The organism is Serratia sp. 201 (assembly GCF_037027545.1).
Taxonomy (GTDB): Bacteria; Pseudomonadota; Gammaproteobacteria; order Enterobacterales; family Enterobacteriaceae; genus Serratia; species Serratia bockelmannii.
Genome location: NZ_JAXCHC010000002.1, coordinates 273,248 through 294,616, shown reverse-complemented (window position 1 = coordinate 294,616; position 21,369 = coordinate 273,248). Strand labels below are relative to the sequence as shown.

21 protein-coding genes and 1 pseudogene are annotated in these 21,369 nt (G+C 58.1%); 9 read left to right on the top strand and 13 right to left on the bottom strand.

Features of this window, described 5'->3' with window-relative positions; genetic code table 11:
- Positions 1 to 50 precede the first annotated feature (50 nt).
- The 5 genes and pseudogenes from hemF to WA302_RS09630 all read left to right on the top strand — a co-directional run bounded on the left by hemF (position 51) and on the right by WA302_RS09630 (position 3,014).
- Positions 51 to 971, top strand: coding sequence for an oxygen-dependent coproporphyrinogen oxidase (gene hemF, locus WA302_RS09650; RefSeq protein WP_197770162.1), 921 nt, complete (start codon positions 51 to 53; stop codon positions 969 to 971).
- Positions 971 to 1,426 carry a YaiI/YqxD family protein gene (locus WA302_RS09645; protein ID WP_004936514.1) on the top strand — a complete coding sequence of 152 codons (456 nt, stop codon included), beginning with the start codon at positions 971 to 973 and terminating at the stop codon, positions 1,424 to 1,426. The genes hemF and WA302_RS09645 overlap by 1 nt, the downstream gene beginning before the upstream one ends.
- A gap of 359 nt (positions 1,427 to 1,785) precedes the next feature.
- A complete protein-coding gene (locus WA302_RS09640; RefSeq protein WP_072271550.1) occupies positions 1,786 to 1,989 on the top strand; it encodes a hypothetical protein in 204 nt (67 codons plus the stop codon).
- Between the two features lie 65 nt (positions 1,990 to 2,054).
- Positions 2,055 to 2,351: a colicin Z C-terminal domain-related protein gene (locus WA302_RS09635; RefSeq protein WP_072271551.1), complete on the top strand. Its 297-nt coding sequence runs from the start codon at positions 2,055 to 2,057 to the stop codon at positions 2,349 to 2,351.
- A 252-nt stretch (positions 2,352 to 2,603) separates the two neighbouring features.
- A pseudogene (locus tag WA302_RS09630) lies at positions 2,604 to 3,014 on the top strand (hypothetical protein).
- A gap of 232 nt (positions 3,015 to 3,246) precedes the next feature.
- Here the strand turns inward: WA302_RS09630 and WA302_RS09625 are convergent.
- The 4 genes from WA302_RS09625 to WA302_RS09610 form a co-directional block, all read right to left on the bottom strand.
- The gene (locus tag WA302_RS09625; protein WP_049205386.1) at positions 3,247 to 5,508 is read right to left on the bottom strand and encodes a TonB-dependent receptor domain-containing protein; all 2,262 of its coding nucleotides are present in this window, start codon (positions 5,506 to 5,508) and stop codon (positions 3,247 to 3,249) included.
- Between the two features lie 121 nt (positions 5,509 to 5,629).
- The gene (locus tag WA302_RS09620) at positions 5,630 to 7,756 is read right to left on the bottom strand and encodes a S9 family peptidase (protein WP_261456869.1); all 2,127 of its coding nucleotides are present in this window, start codon (positions 7,754 to 7,756) and stop codon (positions 5,630 to 5,632) included.
- A gap of 54 nt (positions 7,757 to 7,810) precedes the next feature.
- The gene (locus WA302_RS09615; protein WP_025303797.1) at positions 7,811 to 8,608 is read right to left on the bottom strand and encodes an energy transducer TonB family protein; all 798 of its coding nucleotides are present in this window, start codon (positions 8,606 to 8,608) and stop codon (positions 7,811 to 7,813) included.
- A gap of 102 nt (positions 8,609 to 8,710) precedes the next feature.
- Complete coding sequence (locus WA302_RS09610; RefSeq protein WP_025303798.1) at positions 8,711 to 9,550, bottom strand: ChaN family lipoprotein; 840 nt, start codon at positions 9,548 to 9,550, stop codon at positions 8,711 to 8,713.
- 177 nt (positions 9,551 to 9,727) lie between these two features.
- On the opposite strand from WA302_RS09610, the gene mmuP reads away from it, so the two are divergent.
- Together mmuP and mmuM are read left to right on the top strand one after the other, a co-directional pair.
- Positions 9,728 to 11,137: an S-methylmethionine permease gene (gene mmuP, locus WA302_RS09605; RefSeq protein ID WP_261456868.1), complete on the top strand. Its 1,410-nt coding sequence runs from the start codon at positions 9,728 to 9,730 to the stop codon at positions 11,135 to 11,137.
- A complete protein-coding gene (gene mmuM / locus WA302_RS09600) occupies positions 11,127 to 12,065 on the top strand; it encodes a homocysteine S-methyltransferase (protein WP_261456867.1) in 939 nt (312 codons plus the stop codon). Before mmuP ends, mmuM begins: the two co-directional genes overlap by 11 nt.
- A 9-nt stretch (positions 12,066 to 12,074) precedes the next feature.
- Here mmuM and WA302_RS09595 read toward each other — a convergent pair whose 3' ends face one another.
- The 7 genes from WA302_RS09595 to WA302_RS09565 form a co-directional block, all read right to left on the bottom strand.
- Positions 12,075 to 12,431: a type II toxin-antitoxin system death-on-curing family toxin gene (locus WA302_RS09595; protein ID WP_025303801.1), complete on the bottom strand. Its 357-nt coding sequence runs from the start codon at positions 12,429 to 12,431 to the stop codon at positions 12,075 to 12,077.
- Complete coding sequence (locus tag WA302_RS09590; RefSeq protein ID WP_004936539.1) at positions 12,428 to 12,637, bottom strand: type II toxin-antitoxin system Phd/YefM family antitoxin; 210 nt, start codon at positions 12,635 to 12,637, stop codon at positions 12,428 to 12,430. The genes WA302_RS09595 and WA302_RS09590 overlap by 4 nt, the downstream gene beginning before the upstream one ends.
- A 109-nt stretch (positions 12,638 to 12,746) precedes the next feature.
- Positions 12,747 to 15,026, bottom strand: a complete 2,280-nt coding sequence (gene maeB / locus WA302_RS09585) for an NADP-dependent oxaloacetate-decarboxylating malate dehydrogenase (protein WP_016926766.1) — start codon at positions 15,024 to 15,026, stop codon at positions 12,747 to 12,749.
- Between the two features lie 215 nt (positions 15,027 to 15,241).
- Complete coding sequence (gene lysC / locus WA302_RS09580; protein WP_185958052.1) at positions 15,242 to 15,415, bottom strand: Rz1-like lysis system protein LysC; 174 nt, start codon at positions 15,413 to 15,415, stop codon at positions 15,242 to 15,244.
- On the bottom strand, positions 15,396 to 15,776 hold the full coding sequence (locus tag WA302_RS09575) for a DUF2570 family protein (RefSeq protein WP_043140376.1): 381 nt from the start codon (positions 15,774 to 15,776) through the stop codon (positions 15,396 to 15,398). Before WA302_RS09575 ends, lysC begins: the two co-directional genes overlap by 20 nt.
- Positions 15,773 to 16,174 (bottom strand): M15 family metallopeptidase, encoded by a 402-nt coding sequence (locus WA302_RS09570; RefSeq protein ID WP_025303803.1) that lies wholly within the window; start codon positions 16,172 to 16,174, stop codon positions 15,773 to 15,775. Before WA302_RS09570 ends, WA302_RS09575 begins: the two co-directional genes overlap by 4 nt.
- On the bottom strand, positions 16,164 to 16,490 hold the full coding sequence (locus WA302_RS09565) for a phage holin, lambda family (protein WP_033643982.1): 327 nt from the start codon (positions 16,488 to 16,490) through the stop codon (positions 16,164 to 16,166). Before WA302_RS09565 ends, WA302_RS09570 begins: the two co-directional genes overlap by 11 nt.
- Before the next feature lie 293 nt (positions 16,491 to 16,783).
- Here WA302_RS09565 and WA302_RS09560 point away from each other — a divergent pair, with 293 nt between their 5' ends.
- Positions 16,784 to 18,283, top strand: a complete 1,500-nt coding sequence (locus WA302_RS09560) for a glycosyl hydrolase family 18 protein (protein WP_261456866.1) — start codon at positions 16,784 to 16,786, stop codon at positions 18,281 to 18,283.
- A gap of 85 nt (positions 18,284 to 18,368) precedes the next feature.
- Here the strand turns inward: WA302_RS09560 and WA302_RS09555 are convergent, their stop codons facing one another.
- Positions 18,369 to 19,310: a LysR family transcriptional regulator gene (locus tag WA302_RS09555; RefSeq protein WP_308347492.1), complete on the bottom strand. Its 942-nt coding sequence runs from the start codon at positions 19,308 to 19,310 to the stop codon at positions 18,369 to 18,371.
- Between the two features lie 404 nt (positions 19,311 to 19,714).
- Between WA302_RS09555 and WA302_RS09550 the strand changes: the two genes are divergently transcribed.
- A complete protein-coding gene (locus WA302_RS09550) occupies positions 19,715 to 20,308 on the top strand; it encodes a lytic polysaccharide monooxygenase (protein ID WP_004936574.1) in 594 nt (197 codons plus the stop codon).
- A 66-nt stretch (positions 20,309 to 20,374) separates the two neighbouring features.
- Here WA302_RS09550 and WA302_RS09545 read toward each other — a convergent pair whose 3' ends face one another.
- Positions 20,375 to 21,337 carry a sugar-binding transcriptional regulator gene (locus WA302_RS09545; RefSeq protein WP_025303807.1) on the bottom strand — a complete coding sequence of 321 codons (963 nt, stop codon included), beginning with the start codon at positions 21,335 to 21,337 and terminating at the stop codon, positions 20,375 to 20,377.
- Between the last annotated feature and the right edge of the window lie 32 nt (positions 21,338 to 21,369).

Here is a 21,369-nt window from a genome sequence, read left to right as displayed (position 1 = left end):
ATAAGAGTATACTCAGCGCCTTGTTCAGCCAGACGCTATAAAGACCCCGCATGAGTTTACCTAACATCGCTGAAGTAAAATCCTTCCTGCTGGCGCTGCAGGATCATATCTGTGCGCAGCTCGCTCAGGCCGACGGCGGCGCCGTGTTCACCGAAGACCAATGGACGCGTGAAGAAGGCGGCGGTGGCCGCAGCCGCGTGCTGACCAACGGCGCGGTGTTCGAACAGGCGGGGGTTAACTTCTCGCACGTCTCCGGCGCCACCCTGCCGGCCTCGGCGACCGCGCACCGTCCGGAACTGGCCGGGCGCAGCTTCCAGGCGATGGGCGTCTCATTGGTTATCCATCCGCTCAGCCCCTACGTGCCCACCAGCCACGCCAACGTGCGTTTCTTCATCGCCGAAAAACCGGGCGAAGCGCCGGTGTGGTGGTTCGGCGGCGGCTTTGATCTGACGCCGTTCTACGGCTTCGAAGAGGATGCCGTGCACTGGCACCGCACCGCGGCCGATCTGTGCGCGCCGTTCGGCGACGAGGTCTACCCGAAATACAAGCAATGGTGTGACGATTACTTCTTCATCAAGCACCGCAACGAAGCGCGCGGCATCGGCGGCCTGTTCTACGACGATCTGAACACCCCGGACTTCGACCACTGCTTCGCCTTCACCCGCGCGGTGGGCCAAGGCTTCCTCGACGCCTATCTGCCGATCGTCGAAAAACGCAAGACCTTGACCTGGGGCGAGCGTGAGCGCCAGTTCCAGCTGTACCGCCGCGGCCGCTACGTGGAGTTCAACCTGGTGTGGGATCGCGGCACGCTGTTCGGGCTGCAAACCGGCGGGCGCACCGAGTCCATCCTGATGTCGATGCCGCCGCTGGTGCGTTGGGAATATAACTACCAGCCGGAAGGCGACAGTCCGGAAGCGGCGCTGGCGCGCGATTTCCTGCCGGTGCGTGACTGGCTGCAGGAGCCGAAATGATGCAGATTTGGGTCGATGCGGACGCCTGTCCGAACGTGATCAAAGAGGTGCTGTTCCGCGCCGCCGATCGTACCGCCATCACCGTGACGCTGGTGGCGAACCAACCATTGCGCACGCCGCCGTCGAAGTACATCCGTTCGCTGCAGGTGGCGGCCGGCTTCGACGTAGCCGACAACGAGATCGTGCGCCGCTGCGAAGCGGGCGATCTGGTGATCACCGCCGATATCCCGCTGGCGGCGGAGGTGATAGAGAAAGGCGCGGTGGCGCTGAACCCGCGCGGCGAACGCTATACGCCGGACACCATCCGCGAGCGTCTCAACATGCGCGATTTTATGGATACCCTGCGCGCCAGCGGCATTCAGACCGGCGGCCCGAACGCCCTGAACCAGCGCGACCGCCAGCAGTTCGCCAACGAGCTGGACAAATGGCTGCTGCAGGCGAAACGGGCGCAGTGAGAGTCTCCCCAAGAATAGGCGCTTTACTTTAAAACTTACTGCGCCTCAATTTTTATACTACGCAATCCAACGTAACATATTTCACGGCAAAGGATGAGGTTACCGCATCGTTCAAATAGCAATGGTCCATTTCGCCTTCTTTCCCTACATCCCACAGTAACGCCCACGACTCACCGTCAGGACACTTTATTACCCGAAAGTTTTGTCTCCTCAACTACACAAATGAGAATAGCTCTCAACAATTGACACATCAAAGCCCAACCGATAGAGTCAAATCACTGTGTAAATAACCATGTTTATATACACAGCCATTGAATGAAGTTTCTCTTACAGTTCTATTTCGGAAATAAGAGGTTTATATGAACAATGAAACATTGGTTTCTAAACACTATTTTATGTTTATCCTAAAAAACAATAATGGTAGTGACATCAGTTGCGTTTCAGAAGTTATCGCAACTAAAGAACAAGCCCTAAGCTATTTTTCATCCGCTGTAGAAGGATTAAATATTGAGATTATAGAAATATCAAATGAGGACAACTGGAAAGAAGAACATAACCATTGAAATAAATAACATTTTTTCAAATCATAAAATTATATTCTATCGATAAAAGTCAAACAGGAGAATTTATGAGCTCAATCGTTATCTGGGCACCACCAATGTTTTGGGGGCCTTGGATGAAACTAGGTGGCCACACTGGCGAAATCACATATAATGTAAACTTTGATACGGTTTCCAATGCCCCCTCGGCCTGTGTTATTCGTGTTAAATGGGCTAAGTTGGGTCCTAGAATCACTGAGATTTTAGGCCCACCAGGAAGTGCGACGATTACATGCTATGGAACAGGAACAGATATGGTTCAAGCAAAGAGTTTCTCTTTAGGGCAAATGCTCAGGGTTGACTCTGGTTTGCCAAAACAATTTTAATTTATTAATGAAACCCATCGGGGCTCTATAATCCCCGATGGGTTTTTATTATAATTAATTTTATAACTTATTTTTACATACGTATTCATTTCACTGATGGTGTGATCCGCAGGTAGTCTGCGGTGTTCGCATCGACTTGTACGCCTAGCTCCGCCAGCATCAGCACCGCCGGCTATGCATTCCATTGAAAAAGCATTGCGGGTATAACCAATAGCCATTCAGATATTTAGGTGCCTATATGGTTAGATTATTATGCAACCATCGGCACCCGCTGCTGAACAATTCAAACGCAGCATGAAGGCCCGGCACCTGGCGATGCTGTCGCTGGGCGACATGATCAGTATCGGACTGTTTTTCAACACCGGCCACATCATTTCCACCATCGGCACGCTGCCTATCCTGATGACCATGATGGCGGTGAACTTCGCCTTCTCCGGCACGGAGCTGATCGGCATCGTCGCCTGTGAAACCGAGAATCCGGAAAAAGTCGTGCGCTGGCGAGCCGCACCACGATGATCCGCCTGATGCTGTTCTACAGTCTTCGTGCAGGTATTTGAACACATCGGCGTGCCTTACGCCGCCGATATCTTCAACTTCGTGATCCTGACCAACATCCTGTCGGCGACCAACTCCGGCCAGTATTCTTCTGGGCGCATGCTGTAGCCGCTGGTCCACCAGCGCCCCCTGCCAGCCTACTTTGCGCGCGCCACCGTGCGCGGCATTCCGAGCAACGCCCTAACCTTCAGCATAAGAGACGAATAATCTTCTGCTCAACCTCGTCGGACTGCGTGATCTGGTACTTCTTCACCAGTTGAGGTTCGAAGGCCCCATTACGACTCTCACATCGTCCAACTTATGGGGTGCAGTTCATGACTGCACCCTTCTCCGCTGCGGTTTAGAAGCGCACCTCCCCGCCGAAGATATAGGTGCGTCCACGGGCAGTGTTGGCGGCCGTCGCGTCATCCCCTTGGATCGGCAACATATTCAGTTTGTTCAACGCCTCGGAATAGCTCTTGTTCATCACGTTTTGCACGCTGAATTTCAGCATGACGTTGCGGTTGATCTGATAAGTGCTGTACAGGTCGATAACGGTAGGAATATTCGGCATTTCCTGCTTGAGGATTTCACCGGTCGATTCACTCTGCTCATAATCCGGCGACAGGCGACGCGTCTTGCCCGTATATTTCACGATGCTGCCGACGGTTAGCGATTCATCAAGAAAACGCACCCCGGTATCCAACGTAAAGTACATGTCCGGCAGTTCATTGATATCCCCGGCGCCGAAATAGGTGCTAGCGATGGAGGTCGGCTGCTCGGTGTGCTGTTTGCTGAAAGAGACGCGCGCGAAGGCTCGGCCGGCATCATAGTTGGCTTCAACCTCAACACCATGCATACGCACCGGCGTCAGAGAGTTGACGTAGATATACATATTGTCCGAGTAATCTTCGCTCGCATCGGCCCAATCGTTTTCCAGATTTTCGCGATAGCTGCATTTCCGTCCATTGCGGCACACCATGTAAGATTCACTGAAGATGTAATTGCGCACTTTACTGGTATAGCCCACGACCTTGAGGCGTAAAGAGTCTTCCTTCACCAGCAGATCGTGTCCGTTGGCGTTGAAGCCGGCCTGCCAGGTTTCCGCTCGTTCACCTTTGAGGAACGGGTTCATCGATGCGCCACCCGAGTTGGAATAGAACACTTCTTGAATGTTCGGCGCACGCATCGACTTGCTGTAGCTGACGAATGGCTGCAACCACGGCGTCACCTGTGCCGATAGCATTACCGAAGGATTGAACCCTTGCTCTTTCAAATTGATGCTAGCGGCCCCTTGCGGGAAGCACTCCACGCGATAATCGCATTCAGGCTTGTAACCGGTCAGCTTGTTGCTGGTGTAGTTCAGGTTGAGATCGAGCTGATAGATATCCCGGTTAAGCTGCAGGCCGGTATATAAACTGCCGATTCGCTGCTCGCCGGATGGCGCAAAGGTATTATTTTCTATTGCTTCCTGCGCCGTCTGCGAATTCTCTATAGCCGATTCTACATGCTTGCGGTATTGGTTGCGCATCAGTTTGCCGCCATAGCTGAAGGCTACATCGGTATCCAGCAGGCTGAATCGGCTGGTGTTATTGATATCCAGCGCATCGGAGCGGTTTTCCGCGTTGGTGTTAAAGAAGGTGAACAGCGAACCGCCGTCGTATTTTTGATTGCCTTTACTGGTGCTGACGGTGAGGTTTAAATCCACCAGCTCCGAAAACGGCGCATAGTGATATTTGAGGTAGAGGTCATGGCTATCGATATCGCGCCGAGAAAAGCGGTTTTGGTAGTTTCTGGCGGAAAACTCAATGCTATTGAACTCGTTCGGTTTGATATCCAGTTTGAACAGCTGTGACTTGGGATTTTGCTTCATAAATTCATCGTACCCAAAATCTTCGCTGCTGATACCGTCGCCATTGTTGAAGTTCGAGTAAATGGAGCTCCCACTGACCGCGGCCATCGCGCCAATGCTGCCGGTATCGGTAAACGCCTGCCCCTTACCGGCGACGGCGATCATGCCGCTGCGGCCAATGCCGTTGCTGCCGACAGAGAATTTGGTTCTCACCCCGAAAGGATTGCCAGAAAAGATCACATCATCGACACCGATTGTGCGGAAGTTAGCACTGCCTGCCAACGCATTTACGCCGCTGCCGCCACTGTTCTCACCGCGCGCCACGTCCACTCCGACGATAAAATTGGGATCTATCAAGACCCCCGCCTGGTTATTGGTCGAACCATGTGACATCACACCAGACGTGGAAGTACCGTAATAGTTCTGGGTAATGCCGTCGACCATGGTATTGACCCGACCGAAACCGCTCAGGCCGCGAATATTGACGCTGACCGCCCCCTGGCCGGGATCGATCTGGGTATAGGTGCCCGGCATACTGCGCAGAATGCTGTCCACCGACTCCAGATTTTTGTTTTCATCGCGCGAGCTGAACGCGCCCGGTCTGGCCAACGCGTCTTTTTCGCTGCTTTTGCCGCTGTCGGCGGCCGAGACGTTGAGCGGGCTGAACGCCACGCTGCCTTTATTATTTTCCGCCTGTTCCTGCGCGGCCGCAGCCTGCCCGTACAGCGCCAGTCCCGCGCCGATCAGGCTCGCTATCATTTTGATTTTCATATATCCCCAGAAATAGCCAATAAGGTTTGATGGCCGACAATGCCCAGCAAAAAGCCCGCCGAAAGCGCGGTAAAAGGTTGTTATTGTTTTATTGCGCCGCAGCGTGCCGCGGCGCTGAAGGTTATTTCTGCGCCTGCCGATCCGCCGCCAGAATAAAGGCGTACTCCAGCGCGCCGTTTTCCAGCCGCGCTAGGCGGCCCGATTTGCCGCCGTGGCCGGCGGTCATGTCGGTGGAAAGCAGCAGCAGCGAATCGCCCTGCTTGAAGCGCCGCAGCTTCGCCACCCATTTGGCCGGTTCCCAATACTGCACCTGCGAGTCGTACAAGCCGCTGGTAACCAGCAGGTTCGGGTAATGCTGCCGGCGCACGTTGTCGTACGGGCTGTAGGATTTCATCAGCGCATAGGCGGCCGGCTGGTGCGGGTTGCCCCACTCCTCGTACTCGCCGGTAGTCAGCGGAATGCTGTCGTCCAGCATGGTAGTCACCACGTCGACGAACGGCACCTGCGCCACCACTGCGTTGTACAGCTGCGGCGCCTGATTGATCACCGCCCCCATCAGCAAGCCGCCGGCGCTGCCGCCCATGGCGTAGATGCGCCCCGGTTGGCCGTAGCCGTCTGTGATCAGCGCCTGGGTAGCATCGATGAAGTCGTTGAAACTGTTAGGTTTGTGTGTCAGCTTGCCCTGTTTGTACCAGCTCTGCCCCAGCTCGCCGCCGCCGCGCACGTGGATCAGCGCATAGACGAAGCCGCGATCCAGCAGGCTGATGCGGTTGGCGCTGAACGCCGGATCCATGCTCATGCCGTAAGCGCCATAGCCGTACACCAACAGCGGGTTATGGCCGTTCTTGAACAGCGATGTGCGGTACACCAGCGATACCGGCACCTTCACGCCGTCGCGCGCCGCGACCCAGATGCGCTCGCTGTGATACAGGCTCGGATCGACGCCTTTCACCTCCTGCTGCTTCAGCAAGGTGCGCTCGCCCTTGTTCAGGTCCCACTCATAGGTGCGGGTCGGCGTGGTCATCGCCGAATAGCCGTAACGCAAACGATCGCTGTCCGGCTCCGGGTTATAGCCCAGCCAGGCCATGTAGCTGGCGTCGTCGAACGGGATGGCGCGTTCGGTTTTGCCGTCCCAGCTGATTTGCCGCAGCTGCACCAGCCCGTTGGCGCGCTCCTGCACCACCAGCCAGTCGCGGAACAGGCTGAAGCTCTCCACCTCGTGCTGCGCCTGCGGCGCGATCAGCGTCTGCCAGGGTTTACCCGCCGCCGCCGTGTGGTACAGGCCGAAGTTCGGGTCCTGATGGTTGGAGCGCAGGTAGAACTCGCCGCGGTAGTGATCGAGATAATACTCGCGGCCGTTCTGCCGGGCGGCGAACAGCTGCGGCTCGCGCTGCGGCTGGTTGGCGTCGATCAGGCGCACCTCGGAGGTGGTGTTGCCGCTGATGGTCAGAATCAGGTAATCGCGCGAGGACGAGCGGCCGAGGCTGAGGTAGAACGCCGGGTCGTTTTCCTGGTACACCAGCTTATCTTCCGCTGTCGGCGTGCCGTACTGATGGCGATAAACCTGGTATGGCAACAGCGTTTGCGGGTGGTTGCGCACGTAGAACAGGGTTTGGTTATCGTTGGCCCACACCATATTGCCGGAGGTGTTTTCCAGCGTTTCCGGCGACCAACGCTCACTGTCTATCTCGCGCAGGGAGATGCGGTATTGGCGGCGGCCCTGCAGATCTTCGGCCACCGCCAGGTGGCGGTTGTCCAGGCTGACGTCCATCGCCCCCAGGCGATAATAGGCATGGCCGGCCGCGCGCTGATTGGCGTCCAGCAAGGTTTGCCATGGCGCGTCGGCGGTGAGCGCCTGGCGTTGATACAGCGCGAAATCTTTACCGGCGGCGTAGCTTTCCTGATAGCGATAGCCGTTGAGCTGATACGGCACCGAACGATCGTCAGGGTTCATGCGGCCCAGCATCTCCTGATACAGCGTGGCGCGCAGCTTCTGGTACGGCGCCATCATCTGCTCGGTATAGCGGTTCTCCGCCTTCAGGTAGTCCAGCACCTTCGGCTCTGTTCGGCTGTCGTCGCGCAGCCAGTAGTAATCGTCGGTGCGCGTCTCGCCATGCGCCGTCAGCGCTTTCGGCGCGCGTTCCGCCAACGGCGGCTGCGGTTGCGCCAGCGCGGCGCCGGCGAGGCCTAAAGAAAGCCAGAGCGCGGCCGCGATGCGACGGCGCGGGGTGAATAACAGCGGATTCATAATCCCTCACGAAGTTTGAAAAGGCGCACGACGGCGATGCGGCGCCTGCGGGCATTAACGGCGGGCATTCAGCTCCGCCAGATTGAAATCGATCGGCATCGTCACCTTGACGGCCCCCTGCTGCAGCATCTCCGGCGGCGGCGGCGGCAACGGCTGGGCGCGCGACACCACCGCCACCGCTTCCCGATCCAGCGACGCGGTGCCGGAACGCACCTGCAGCATGACGTTCGAGACCCGTCCCTGCGCGTCAACGCTGAAACTGACCTGCGGCATGCCGCTGCGCCGCCGGCTGCGGGCATCCAAAGGGTAATCCTTGATGCGGTTCAGTTTGCCTTTCACCAGGCTCTCCCACGACAGTTTGGCCTGCGCATTGCTGTTGGCGTCGCTGTTGATCGGGGCGGCGGTCTGGTGGGAGATCGTCTGCGCCTGCGGCGCGGCGGCGCTGGACGCGGCGGCATTGCGCGTCTCTTTGGCCTGTTCCTGCGGCTTCGGCTGCGCTTTTTGCGGGGGACGGTGTTCGGCGCGCTTCTTCTGCGCCGTCACGATTTTTGCTTTATCGGCGCGCGCCAGCTTGGGCAGATCCGGCTGTTGCTGCTGCTCAGCGGGCTGCGCCGCGGCGGATTCCGCCTGCTGCACGCCCAGCGGCAGCGGCTTGCTTTCCGGCGCTTCAATCTGCGCCGCCCAGCTCATCATCACCGCCGGCGGCGGCAGTACCACCGGCTCCAGCGCCGTCTGCGGCCAGTAAAACAGCAGCACCAACGCCGCGTGCGCCGCCAGGGCGAGCAGCAGGCCGCGCGCCCAGCGCGGCTGCGGCAGTTCAAAGGCCGGGAGGGAGTAAGACTGACTTAACATAGGGGCATTAGCTTGCTTAATTGCGAATGATTGCAGATCACATTTACTAATGATAATCATTTGCAACTATAATTAACACCCCTTTTCACTCTCTTAACGTATTCATTTCACTGATGGTGTGATCCACAGGTAGTCTGCGGTGTTCGCATCGACCTGTACGCCCGGTTCCGCCAGCATCAGCACCGTCGGCACCGCCGCCGGTTGCAGATCCCGCACGTGCAGCGGCACGCCCACCGATTTGGCGGCGTGATAGCCACCGGCGATCAACAACGCGGGCGTCGGTGCCGCCAGCAAGCGCTCAGCCATGCGCCGGTCGCGCTGCTGCTGGATCGCCAACATCGCATGCAGCTGATCGGCCTCAATCTTGCCGCCGTGCGAAGTGCGGATGGTCTCTTCCAGCGCTTTGCGCACCGCCGGCTGCGCCGATAGCTGCCCCGCCGGGAACTGCGGCTGCTGATAGAACGCCGTAATCTCGCTGCGATCCAGGTTGGCCGACCACAGCGGGTAAGGCGCGCGCATCGCCGCCATCGTCACCCCGCCATACAGCTCCCACTTCCAGCCCGGCTGCCAGGCGATCAGCTCCGCTACGCGGCCGTCACGCACCGTGGGATCGCTCTGCAGCCACTGTTTGACCTTGTCGACCTGCGCCTGCTGGTTCGGGTTGATCATCTCCATCAGCACGCTGCCCTGCGGCCGCCGTTGCGGCAGCTGCTGCACCAGCCATTGCTCAATCTGATGGTGGTAAGGATTGTCATGCTTCTCCCCCAGGATCACCCGCGGCTGCTGCGCCAATCGCGTCAACAGCTGCTCCGGCGTCAGGGTCGCGCCGCTGTGCAGATCGGTGATGCTACCCAGACTCACGACGTCGCTGGCCGGTGTCTTAACCGGCGTTTGGCTGCAGGCGCCAAGCGCCAACGCCGCCAATAAAATCAGATATCTCATCATGTTGCCCCATTATCGAAAATGGCGACATTATAGATAATAATTATCATTTGCATATAGATTTGGCTTAACGATTTTTTTACGCGGCGATCGCCGGCTGCGCATTGCGTTGAAAAAGCATTGCGGGTATAACCAATAGCCATTCAGATATTTAGACGTCTATACGGATAGATTATTATGCAATCATCGGCACCCGCCGCAGGACAGTTCAAACGCAGCATGAAGGCCCGGCACCTGGTGATGCTGTCGCTGGGCGGCGTGATCGGCACTGGGCTGTTTTTCAACACCGGCTACATCATCTCCACCACCGGCGCGCTCGGCACGCTGCTGGCCTACCTGATCGGCGCATTGGTGGTGTATCTGGTGATGCTGTGCCTGGGCGAACTGTCGGTGGCGATGCCGGAAACCGGCGCCTTTCACGTCTATGCTTCGCGCTATCTGGGGCCGGCCACCGGCTATGCCGTCGCCTGGCTGTATTGGCTCACCTGGACGGTGGCGCTCGGCTCCAGCCTCACCGCCGCCGGATTCTGCATGCAGTACTGGTTCCCGCAGTCGCCGGTGTGGCTGTGGTGCCTGCTCTTCTGTGCGGCCATTTTCCTGCTTAACGTGGTGACCACCCGCTTTTTCGCCGAAAGCGAATTCTGGTTTTCGCTGATCAAAGTGGTGACCATTCTGGCGTTCATCATACTGGGCGGTGCCGCCATGTTCGGTCTTCTGCCGATGAAAGACGGCACGCCGGCGCCGTTCCTGCATAACCTGACCGCTTCCGGCTGGCTGCCGCACGGCACGCTGCCGATCCTGATGACCATGGTGGCGGTGAACTTCGCTTTCTCCGGCACGGAGCTGATCGGCATTGCCGCCGGTGAAACCGAGAACCCGGAAAAAGTCGTACCGCTGGCGATCCGCACCACGGTGATCCGCCTGATGCTGTTCTTTATCGGCACGGTCTTCGTGCTGGCGGCGTTGATCCCGATGGATCAGGCGGGGATCGTCAAAAGCCCGTTCGTGCTGGTGTTTGAACGCATCGGCGTGCCTTACGCCGCCGATATCTTCAACTTCGTGATCCTGACCGCCATCCTCTCGGCGGCCAACTCCGGCCTGTACGCTTCAGGGCGCATGCTGTGGTCGCTGGCCCACCAGCGCACCCTGCCGGCCTACTTTGCGCGCGTCAATGCGCGCGGCATTCCGATCAACGCCCTGACCTTCAGCATGCTCGGCGGCGTGCTGGCGCTGCTGACCAGCGTGATCGCGCCAGACACGGTGTTTGTCGCCCTGTCGGCGATCTCCGGTTTTGCGGTGGTGGCGGTGTGGCTGAGCATCTGCGCGGCCCACTATGCTTTCCGCCGCGCCTACCTGCGCAGCGGCCAGCCGATAAGCGGCTTGAAATACCGCGCGCCCGGCTACCCGCTGACGCCGATCCTCGGCTTTGCGCTGTGCCTGCTGGCCTGCATCGGGCTGGCGTTCGATCCGGAGCAGCGCATCGCGCTCTACTGCGGGCTGCCGTTCGTCGCCCTGTGCTACCTCACCTATTTCCTGACCCGGCGCGCCGGGCAAAAAAACGCTTTGGGAGAACAACATGTCGGTTAACAACCCTGTCGCCCGCCTGCTGGCCGAACACCCCACGCTGATCCTGGACGGCGCGCTGGCCACCGAGCTGGAAGCGCGTGGCTGCGATCTGACCGATCCGCTGTGGTCGGCCAAGGTGCTGATTGAAAATCCCGAGCTTATCTATCAGATACACCTCGATTATTTCAACGCCGGCGCCCAGTGCGCCATCACCGCCAGTTATCAGGCCACGCCGCAGGGCTTCTTGCGCCGCGGCCTGGATCAGGATCAATCGCTAGCGTTGATCGCCAAAAGCGTGCAGCTGGCGCAACGCGCGCGCCGCGATTATCTGGCCGCACACCCGCAGGCGGCGCCGCTGTTGATCGCCGGTTCGGTGGGTCCGTACGGCGCCTATCTGGCCGACGGTTCGGAATACCGCGGCGACTACCGGCTGGCACAGGATGACATGATTGCCTTCCACCGCCCGCGCCTCGCAGCCCTGGCCGCCGCCGGCGTCGATCTGCTGGCCTGCGAAACGCTGCCGTCGTTCGCCGAACTGCAGGCGCTGCTGACGCTGCTGCAGGAGTTCCCGACGCTCGGCGCCTGGTTCGCCTTCACCCTTCGCGACAGCCAACATCTCAGCGACGGCACGCCGCTGACGGAGGTCCTGTCCGCGCTGCGCGGCAATCCGCAGGTACTGGCGATCGGCATCAACTGCATCGCGCTGGACAAGGTCGCCCCGGCGCTGCGCCAACTGGGCGCGCTGGCCGACAAACCGCTGCTGGTCTACCCCAACTCCGGTGAGCACTACGATGCGGTGAGCAAAACCTGGCACGCCTGCGGCGGCGAGCACGGCAGCCTGGCGGATCAGGCGACAGAGTGGAGCACGCTCGGCGCACAATTGATCGGCGGCTGTTGCCGCACCACCCCGCAGGATATCCGCGCCATCGCCGCGCGCTGTAAGAAATGAGCAGGGGGGTTATTCGGTTAGCCGGCGTAAGTGTTCAGCGGCTTGTTCAACGTTGAGGCGGCCTTGAGCTGCTTCAACCGTAATTTCGACCAGTTCTGCGTCTTCCCGCAGTGCAATGCCATTAATACCGAGAAATAGCGCCATGCTTTGGAAGGCCGTACGTTTGTTGCCATCAAGAAAAATGTGACCGTGGCTGATGGCGATGAGATAGAGCGCGGCCAAGCGGTAAACGTCTGTGACGTTCTCGTAGTGGTAAGCATTGAGCACGCGGTTGGCTACAGCCTCAACTTTGCTGCCTTCCTGGCGGCCGTGAGGCACAATTTCAGCATTGAACTCCGCAATATCCTCTGCGGTCAAAAAGATCATCTATTCGCCAGCGCCTTAATCGTATCCGCGTGTTTAGCCTGAATGCGCGCTTTCACTTTGGCTTTGACCAAAACCTCATAGTCGGCCTTACTGATGATGTAAACCTCATCGTGTCCGCGGCGCGTCACTTCCACCGGCTGTTTTTGCGCTTCCAAAAGCACCTCGGCCAAATTGTTTCTCGCCGCCGTGTAGCTAATCGTAGTCATTTTCTTTACCTGTACATGTACATATTTGACGATTATTTGTACCACGTCCACTGGAAATAAAAAAGCCCCCGGCGCCAACAGCGCAGGGGGCCAGTCACTCAACCCGGGCTTACAGTGGTTCGGTCTGGGCTTCCACTACCGCCAGCGCCACCATGTTGACGATGCGGCGCACCGAGGCGATCGGCGTCAGGATGTGCACCGGCTTGGCGACCCCCATCAGCACCGGCCCGACGGTCACCCCTTCCGAGCAGGAGACGCGCAGCAGGTTGTAGCTGATGCGCGCCGCTTCCATGTTCGGCATGATCAGCAGGTTGGCTGAGCCTTTCAGCGGGCTGTCCGGCATCAAATCGTGACGGATGCTTTCCACCAGCGCGGCGTCGCCGTGCATTTCGCCGTCGATCTCCAGCTCCGGCGCCAGCTCATTCACCAGCTCCAACGTTTTACGCATCTTGCGCGCCGCCGGGCAATCAGACGAACCGAAGCTGGAGTGAGACAGCAGCGCCACCTTAGGTTCGATACCGAAGCGGCGCACGGTTTCCGCCGCCATCAGGGTGATCTCCGCCAGCTGTTCCGGCGTCGGATCGTCGTTGACGTAGGTGTCGGCGATGAAAGTGTTGCCGCTCGGCAGCAGCAGCGCGTTCATCGCGCCGGCGACGTGCGCGCCTTCACGGAAACCGAACACGTTCTTCACCACGTCGTAATGCTCGTGGTAGCTGCCGATGGTGCCGCAGATCATCGCATCCGCTTCGCCGCGGTGCAGCATGATGGCGGCGATCAGCGTCGGGTTGCCGATCACCGCGCGGCGCGCCTGTTCCTGCGAAACGCCGCGGCGTTTCATGATCTGGTAGTACTCGCCCCAGTATTCGTTGAAGCGCGGGTCCGACTCGTTGTTCACCACTTCGAAATCTTTACCCGGCGTCAGCTGCAGACCCAGCTTTTTCAGGCGCATCTCGATCACGCTCGGGCGGCCGACCAGGATCGGGAAGGCCAGCCCCTGCGACACCAGCTCCTGCGTGGCGTGCAGCACGCGCTCTTCCTCGCCTTCCGCCAGCACCACCCGCTTCACCTCTTTGCGCGCCTGCGAGAAGATCGGCTTCATGAACAGGTTGGTTTTGTAGACGAACTCCGCCAGCTTCTCGACGTAGGCGTCGAAGTCTTCGATCGGGCGCGTCGCCACGCCGGAATCCATCGCCGCCTTGGCCACCGCCGGCGCGATCTTGACGATCAGGCGCGGATCGAACGGTTTCGGAATGATGTATTCCGGGCCGAAGGAGAGATCCTGGTCATCATAGGCGGAAGCCACCACGTCGCTCTGCTCCGCCAGCGCCAGATCGGCGATGGCATGCACGCAGGCCAGTTTCATCTCTTCGTTGATAGTGGTGGCGCCCACGTCCAGCGCGCCGCGGAAAATGAACGGGAAGCACAGGACGTTGTTCACCTGGTTCGGGTAGTCGGAACGGCCGGTACAGATGATGGCGTCCGGGCGCACCGCTTTGGCCAGCGGCGGCAGAATTTCCGGTTCCGGGTTAGCCAGCGCCATGATCAGCGGATCGCGCGCCATGGTTTTCACCATATCCTGCGTCAGGACGCCCGGGCCGGAGCAGCCGAGGAAGATGTCGGCGTTCGGGATGGCGTCGCCCAGCGTGCGCTGACCGTTATCCTCGATGGCATAGGCGGCTTTGGTCTGCTCCATGTTGGCGTCGCGGCCTTTATAGATGACGCCTTTGGAATCGCAGACGGTGATGTTCTGTTGACGCAGCCCCAGCGCCACCAGCAGGTTCAGACAGGCGATAGAGGCCGCACCGGCGCCGGACACCACCAGCCGTACGTCGGAGATGTTCTTCTTCACCACGCGCAGGCCGTTGAGCACCGCCGCAGTGGTGATGATCGCCGTGCCGTGCTGGTCGTCGTGGAACACCGGGATCTTCATGCGCTCACGCAGTTTCTGTTCGATGTAGAAACACTCCGGCGCCTTGATGTCTTCCAGGTTGATACCGCCGAAGGTCGGTTCCAGCGCGGCAATAATGTCGATTAATTTGTCAGGGTTATGCTCATCCACTTCGATATCAAATACGTCGATACCGGAAAACTTCTTGAACAAAACGCCCTTGCCTTCCATCACCGGCTTACCGGCCAACGCGCCGATATTGCCCAGACCCAGTACCGCCGTGCCGTTGGAAATCACCGCCACCAGGTTGCCGCGCGCGGTGTATTTGTAGGCCGCCAGCGGATCTTCGGCGATCTCGAGGCAAGGCGCGGCGACGCCCGGCGAATAGGCCAGCGCCAGATCGCGCTGGGTCGCCAACGGTTTGGTAGGGGAAACCTGGATCTTCCCTGGGACAGGAAACTGATGGAAATCAAGGGCACTCTGTTTGAGCTGTTCGTCCATTATGGATTCCTTTGTTTTTTGCTTTTATGTTGAGGTAAGGCTTTGAGGCTGCGCCCTGCCGTGGGCCATGGCGCCCAAGTACAATGACAGGGCACAGCCTTGAAGTATAGTGAGAGAAACATCACAAACTTTGAAGCGCGCCATAACCTTGGTCGAAATTCCGTTTTAAAAGTAAAAAAAAGAAGGTCTGCGGGACGAGCAAAGAAACGCCGCCGTCAGCGCGGCGGCAGCATGGCGCGCCAGGCGTTGAGCGTATCCACCTGGCCGGCGCAAATGTGTAACGAGGTTTGTAACGCCAGGGCATAGCTTACCGCATCGCCCCAGGTCTCCCCTTGCAACTGCGGCTGCTCACAGGGAGCGAATACCGACTCAGGGGGCAACAGCGGCACGGCCTGCGGCGCCGGCGGCCGGGCGCAGGAGCTCAAACACAGCGCCAGGCAGAGGCTGAGCGGCGCAGGGATCGTTTTTAATCGCTTCACGGTATTTCCTCTGATAAGCCTCGTGTTGTTGGCGTAGCTGCTGTTCCTGCCGCTGCTGCGCCGCCATCAGCGCACGGTTTTGCGCATCCTGAGTCTGCAGGGTGGCGATCAGCCCCGCCTGCTGCGCCAGGCTTTTTTGCAGTTCCTCCGCCTGCTGGCGCACAGACGCCAACTGGTGCGACAGCAGCGAGCTGTAGCCGCCGAGGCAGATAGCCGCCAGCAACAGCAGCAGCAACCCGCCCTGCATCAGTTTTTGCAGCCAACCGCTCATGCCGGGTAGTCCCGGAACGTCAGCTGGAAGTGCGGGCCGTCCTTGAGGGTTTTCCATTCGCCGCCCCATTCGACGATGATGCCGCATTCACGCGCCGCGCGCCGCACCGCCACCGCAATCTGCGCGTAGTAATCCCACTCCCAGGAGACCACACCCGCCGGCATCGCCACCACATCCACCGCGTGACCGGTCAGATGGCGGCTGCGCAGCGTTTGGCTGCTGCCGGCGCGCACCATTTCCCGCTGGCGCGCCATACTGCGCAGCCCCTCGCTGACGGAAAACGGCACCAGGGAATAACGCAGCGCCAGACGAATAACGCGCACCAGATCCGGGTGTACGCCGCGCAGGTTTTCTTCGCTGCGGGCAGTAAAGCGAATCTCTTCGATGTCATTTAACATTTTTAAACCCCGTCTTTTTGCCGATGAATTTTTTAATTAAGGCGTTGATGTAATCCGCCCCCATAAAACCAATCAGTACGCTGGCCAAATTCGCCCAGTTTAATTCCAGGCCCATCAACGCCAGCGCATCGCGCACCGTCCAGGCCAATAACGCGCACATCGCCGCATTCAATAAACGGCGCCGAATACCCACGTTGCGATAGGCACCGTGCAATAGCGCCATCACGCCGGCCAGAATGGCGTTCAATACCGGCTGAAGATATTCACATACTCGCTGGACTATTAAGCCAACAGCGTCAGGCTCTATGCTGGACATAGCTCATCTCCTTTTTTATTTTTAATTAAATGCCAATCACGGCCGGTGGGACATCGGATATTCAGAATCTAATTAAGGATGCTATTACAAAGCAAATGAATAAATACAGCCCCTATGGTCGAATTCATTCATGCTGAGCGCTGGCACAACTCATCAGCGCCAATTTGTGCAGCAGTGAATAAAAATTCATTGTCATTGTGATTTATTTCGACTTTTGTTTTCACTAAAAATAAACATTAATGGCAACGGGAAATATTTCCCCATCATAAAAACATCCACTCTGGAGAAATGCCATGTCCACACGTAAAGCCGTTATTGGGTATTATTTTATTCCGACCAACCAAATCAATAATTACACCGAGACCGATACGTCTGTCGTGCCGTTCCCGGTTTCCAACATCACGCCGGCCAAAGCCAAACAGCTGACGCACATCAACTTCTCGTTCCTGGATATCAACAGCAATCTGGAATGCGCCTGGGATCCGGCCACCAACGACGCCAAGGCGCGCGATGTGGTCAATCGTCTGACCGCGCTCAAAGCGCACAACCCCAGCCTGCGCATCATGTTCTCCATCGGCGGCTGGTACTACTCCAACGATTTGGGTGTGTCGCACGCCAACTACGTCAACGCGGTGAAGACCCCGGCGTCGCGCACCAAGTTTGCCCAATCCTGCGTGCGCATCATGAAGGATTACGGCTTCGACGGCGTGGACATCGACTGGGAGTATCCGCAGGCGGCGGAAGTAGACGGTTTCATCGCCGCGCTGCAGGAGATCCGCACCCTGCTGAACCAGCAAACCGTCACCGACGGCCGCCAGGCGCTGCCGTATCAATTGACCATCGCCGGCGCCGGCGGCGCTTTCTTCCTGTCGCGCTATTACAGCAAGCTGGCGCAGATCGTCGCGCCGCTCGATTACATTAACCTGATGACCTACGATCTGGCCGGCCCTTGGGAGAAGGTAACCAACCACCAGGCGGCGCTGTTCGGCGACGCGGCCGGGCCGACCTTCTACAACGCGCTGCGCGAAGCCAATCTGGGCTGGAGCTGGGAAGAGCTGACCCGCGCCTTCCCCAGCCCGTTCAGCCTGACGGTCGACGCTGCGGTGCAGCAACACCTGATGATGGAAGGCGTGCCGAGCGCCAAAATCGTGATGGGCGTCCCCTTCTACGGCCGCGCCTTCAAGGGCGTCAGCGGCAGCAACGGCGGCCAGTACAGCAGCCACAGCACGCCGGGTGAAGATCCGTATCCGAATACCGATTACTGGCTGGTGGGTTGCGAAGAGTGCGTACGCGACAAGGATCCGCGTATCGCTTCCTATCGCCAGCTGGAGCAGATGCTGCAGGGCAACTACGGCTATCAGCGGTTGTGGAACGACAAGACCAAAACCCCTTACCTGCATCATGCGCAAAACGGGCTGTTTGTCACCTATGACGATGCCGAAAGCTTCAAATACAAAGCGAAGTACATCAAGCAGCAGCAGCTGGGCGGCGTGATGTTCTGGCACCTGGGGCAAGACAACCGCAACGGCGATCTGCTGGCCGCACTGGATCGCTATTTCAACGCCGCGGACTACGACGACAGCCAGCTAGATATGGGCACCGGGCTGCGCTACACCGGCGTCGGCCCCGGTAACCTGCCGATCATGACCGCGCCGGCCTACGTGCCGGGCACCACTTACGCGCAGGGGGCACTGGTGTCCTATCAGGGTTACGTCTGGCAGACCAAGTGGGGTTACATCACCTCGGCGCCGGGCTCAGACAGCGCCTGGCTGAAGGTGGGCCGCGTGGCGTAAGCCGTAAAAAAACCCCGTAGCCGAATGCTGCGGGGTTTTCATTGAGTTAACCGTTTGATTTTCGCGTCCCTTCGTGTCTATTCCATCAGTTGTGGCACCACGGATAGCCGCCATCCCGTACCACTTCGCGGCCCATCAGGCTGTAGACATCGCTTTTGCGCGTCAGCCGCTCATGCCACCAGTTAAACCCGGCGCCCTTGCTGACCGGGTGCCACGCCAGCCAAATCATTTCGTCGCCCTTTTGCATTTCCACCGGCACCGTCACCAGTTCGCCGCTGGCCAATTCCTTTTCGATCAAAGCAGGCGGCAGAAAAGCGTGGCCGATGCCGCGTTTGAGCAGCGCCAGGTTGCTTTCCACATCGCATACCACCAACTGACGCTGCAAGGGCAGCGTGCCGTGATTGCGCTTGGGCAGCTCGTGGCTGCTGTCGGCAATCACCACCACGATGTCGTTCAACCGCTGTTTCTTGCACACCGGTTTTCTCTGCGCCGCGAACGGGTGCGAAGGCGACACGCATAGCACAAAGTTGAGCTTGCCGAGCATCAGGGTTTTGGCCTGTACGCTGTCGGGAATTTGGCCGATGGCGATGATCAGATCCGCCCGGTTGTTCTTCAGCGCATCCCAGGTACCGTTCAACGCTTCCCGCTGCACCGAGATACTGGCGTTCGGGCAATGCTGAATATAGTCGCGGATATCCTGCGTCAGGGTTTCCAACGGGAAGAAGGTGTCTACCGCCAAGCGGATATTATTGTCCAGCTTGGGGATGTTGCGCACCCGGCTTTCCAGATCCTGCACCGCATTTAATATCCAGCTGCCCTCCTGCAGGAGAAACTCCCCTTCATCCGTCAGGGTAATCATGGGGCCATTGCGATGAAAAAGTTTCACGCAGAGTTTGCTTTCAATATTGGAAACCCGATAAGAAATCGCCGAAGGCGTTTTATGCAGTGCCTCCGCCGCCATAGAGAAAGATCCGGTGCTCTTGATGGTGCTGATTATTTTAATCGCGTCCAGGGATAATCTAGTCATACAAATTCCTCTTTAAAATAAAATAAGAAAAATGACACTAAATTCCCAAGGTGGTGGCGCACAAAAATCGATCAAATCGAACAAGGGTACTCATAGCAACAAGCAATATACTTCATAAATGAGAGCGCTATCTTAAATACTATTCATCACGACCTGATATAAAATTCATCATAGCGCCCTACTTTTACACAGCGACAGTTAAATAAATTCAGCCTAACGATCAAAGATCGTCATCATAATAATTTTCGTTAATAGCCGTTAAAACATTCCGCTCTATCGCATGACCAGAATGATAAAAATAAAACAAGCCGACAAGAAGGGTTATTTCCAATTGCGTTATTACTCTCTCATTTTGTCGGTGAAATACGCTCAACTTACAACATTATTTCAGTCAGGAGTGACTTATGAACAAAACTTCCCGTACCCTGCTCTCTCTGGGCCTGCTGAGCGCGGCCATGTTCGGCGTTTCGCAACAGGCGAATGCTCACGGTTATGTCGAGTCGCCGGCCAGCCGCGCCTACCAGTGCAAACTGCAGCTCAACACGCAGTGCGGCAGCGTGCAGTACGAACCGCAGAGCGTCGAAGGCCTGAAAGGCTTCCCGCAGGCCGGTCCGGCTGACGGCCACATCGCCAGCGCCGACAAGTCCACCTTCTTCGAACTGGATCAGCAAACGCCGACGCGCTGGAACAAGCTCAACCTGAAAACCGGCCCGAACTCCTTTACCTGGAAGCTGACCGCGCGTCACAGCACCACCAGCTGGCGCTATTTCATCACCAAGCCGAACTGGGACGCTTCGCAGCCGCTGACCCGCGCTTCCTTTGACCTGACGCCGTTCTGCCAGTTCAACGACGGCGGTGCCATCCCTGCCGCGCAGGTCACCCACCAGTGCAACATACCGGCAGATCGCAGCGGTTCGCACGTGATCCTTGCCGTGTGGGACATAGCCGACACCGCCAACGCCTTCTATCAGGCGATCGACGTCAACCTGAGCAAATAATCGGTCAAATGAGGAGATCGTTGAGGGTTCAGCCTGGCGCTGAACCCTTTATTTTTGCAGGTGCCGCTATTGCGACATGTTGAGGATAGTGCGCACATTGAGCGCGCTGGTGGCGATAATGTCGATGGCACCGGTACGCAACGCGCCCAAAATCGCCAACGCCTTGGTATTCTCGGAAGCAATGGCGATCACGCAAGGGATTTTGCGCAGCTCATCGATGCTTAGCCCGATCACTCTGTCATTCATTACCGTGTCGACATGCTGCCCCTGGGCATTGAAAAAGTCATAGCCGGCGATGTCGCCGATCACGCCCTGATTAAGGCTGGCGTCGATAATCTCGTGCGGCGTGAACCATCCCAATTTCACCATATAGCTGTTTTCATTCATGTCGCCAATGCCGACTAACGCCACATCGGCCTTACGCGCGCGATCCAGGGTTTCCTTGATCGTGCCGTTCTGCATGAAGGCGTCTTTCAGCGCGCGATTTTCAACGTAGGCCGGCGCGTAAAGCGTCTCGCTGCTGCCGCCGAACTTCTTCGCCAAGCGCCGGCTGATATGGTCGGCATTGATCGCATCGCCCGGACGGTGAGTACCGCCGATGCCGCAGATGAACTTGCAGTTGCGCTCCGTCACGTTGCCGACGTGATCGGCAATCGCCGCCACGTTGCGTCCCTGGCCAACCGCCAACACCATATCGTCTTTCAGCGACATCGCCAGATAGTTGGACACCAGCGCCGCCACTTGCCGACGCTGTTCCTCTTCGTCCTGATGGTCGAGCGCGATCAGCGCGCGGCTGATGGGAAAACGTTCCATCATCTGCTGTTCCAGCCGGGTGCTGAATACCGGGTGATAACGCACGTTGATCTCGACGATGCCTTCTTCCTTGGCGCGCTTGAGCAAACGACCGACTTTGATCCGTGAAATGCCGAATTTTTTGGCGATCTCTTCCTGCGTGATCTCATCCTGATAATAAGCAACGGCGATTTCGGTCAGCAGTTCGTTATCCTGGGACACAGTTTGTTTTTCCATCCGTTAGACGTTTCCCCACGGCAGGCCGGTTA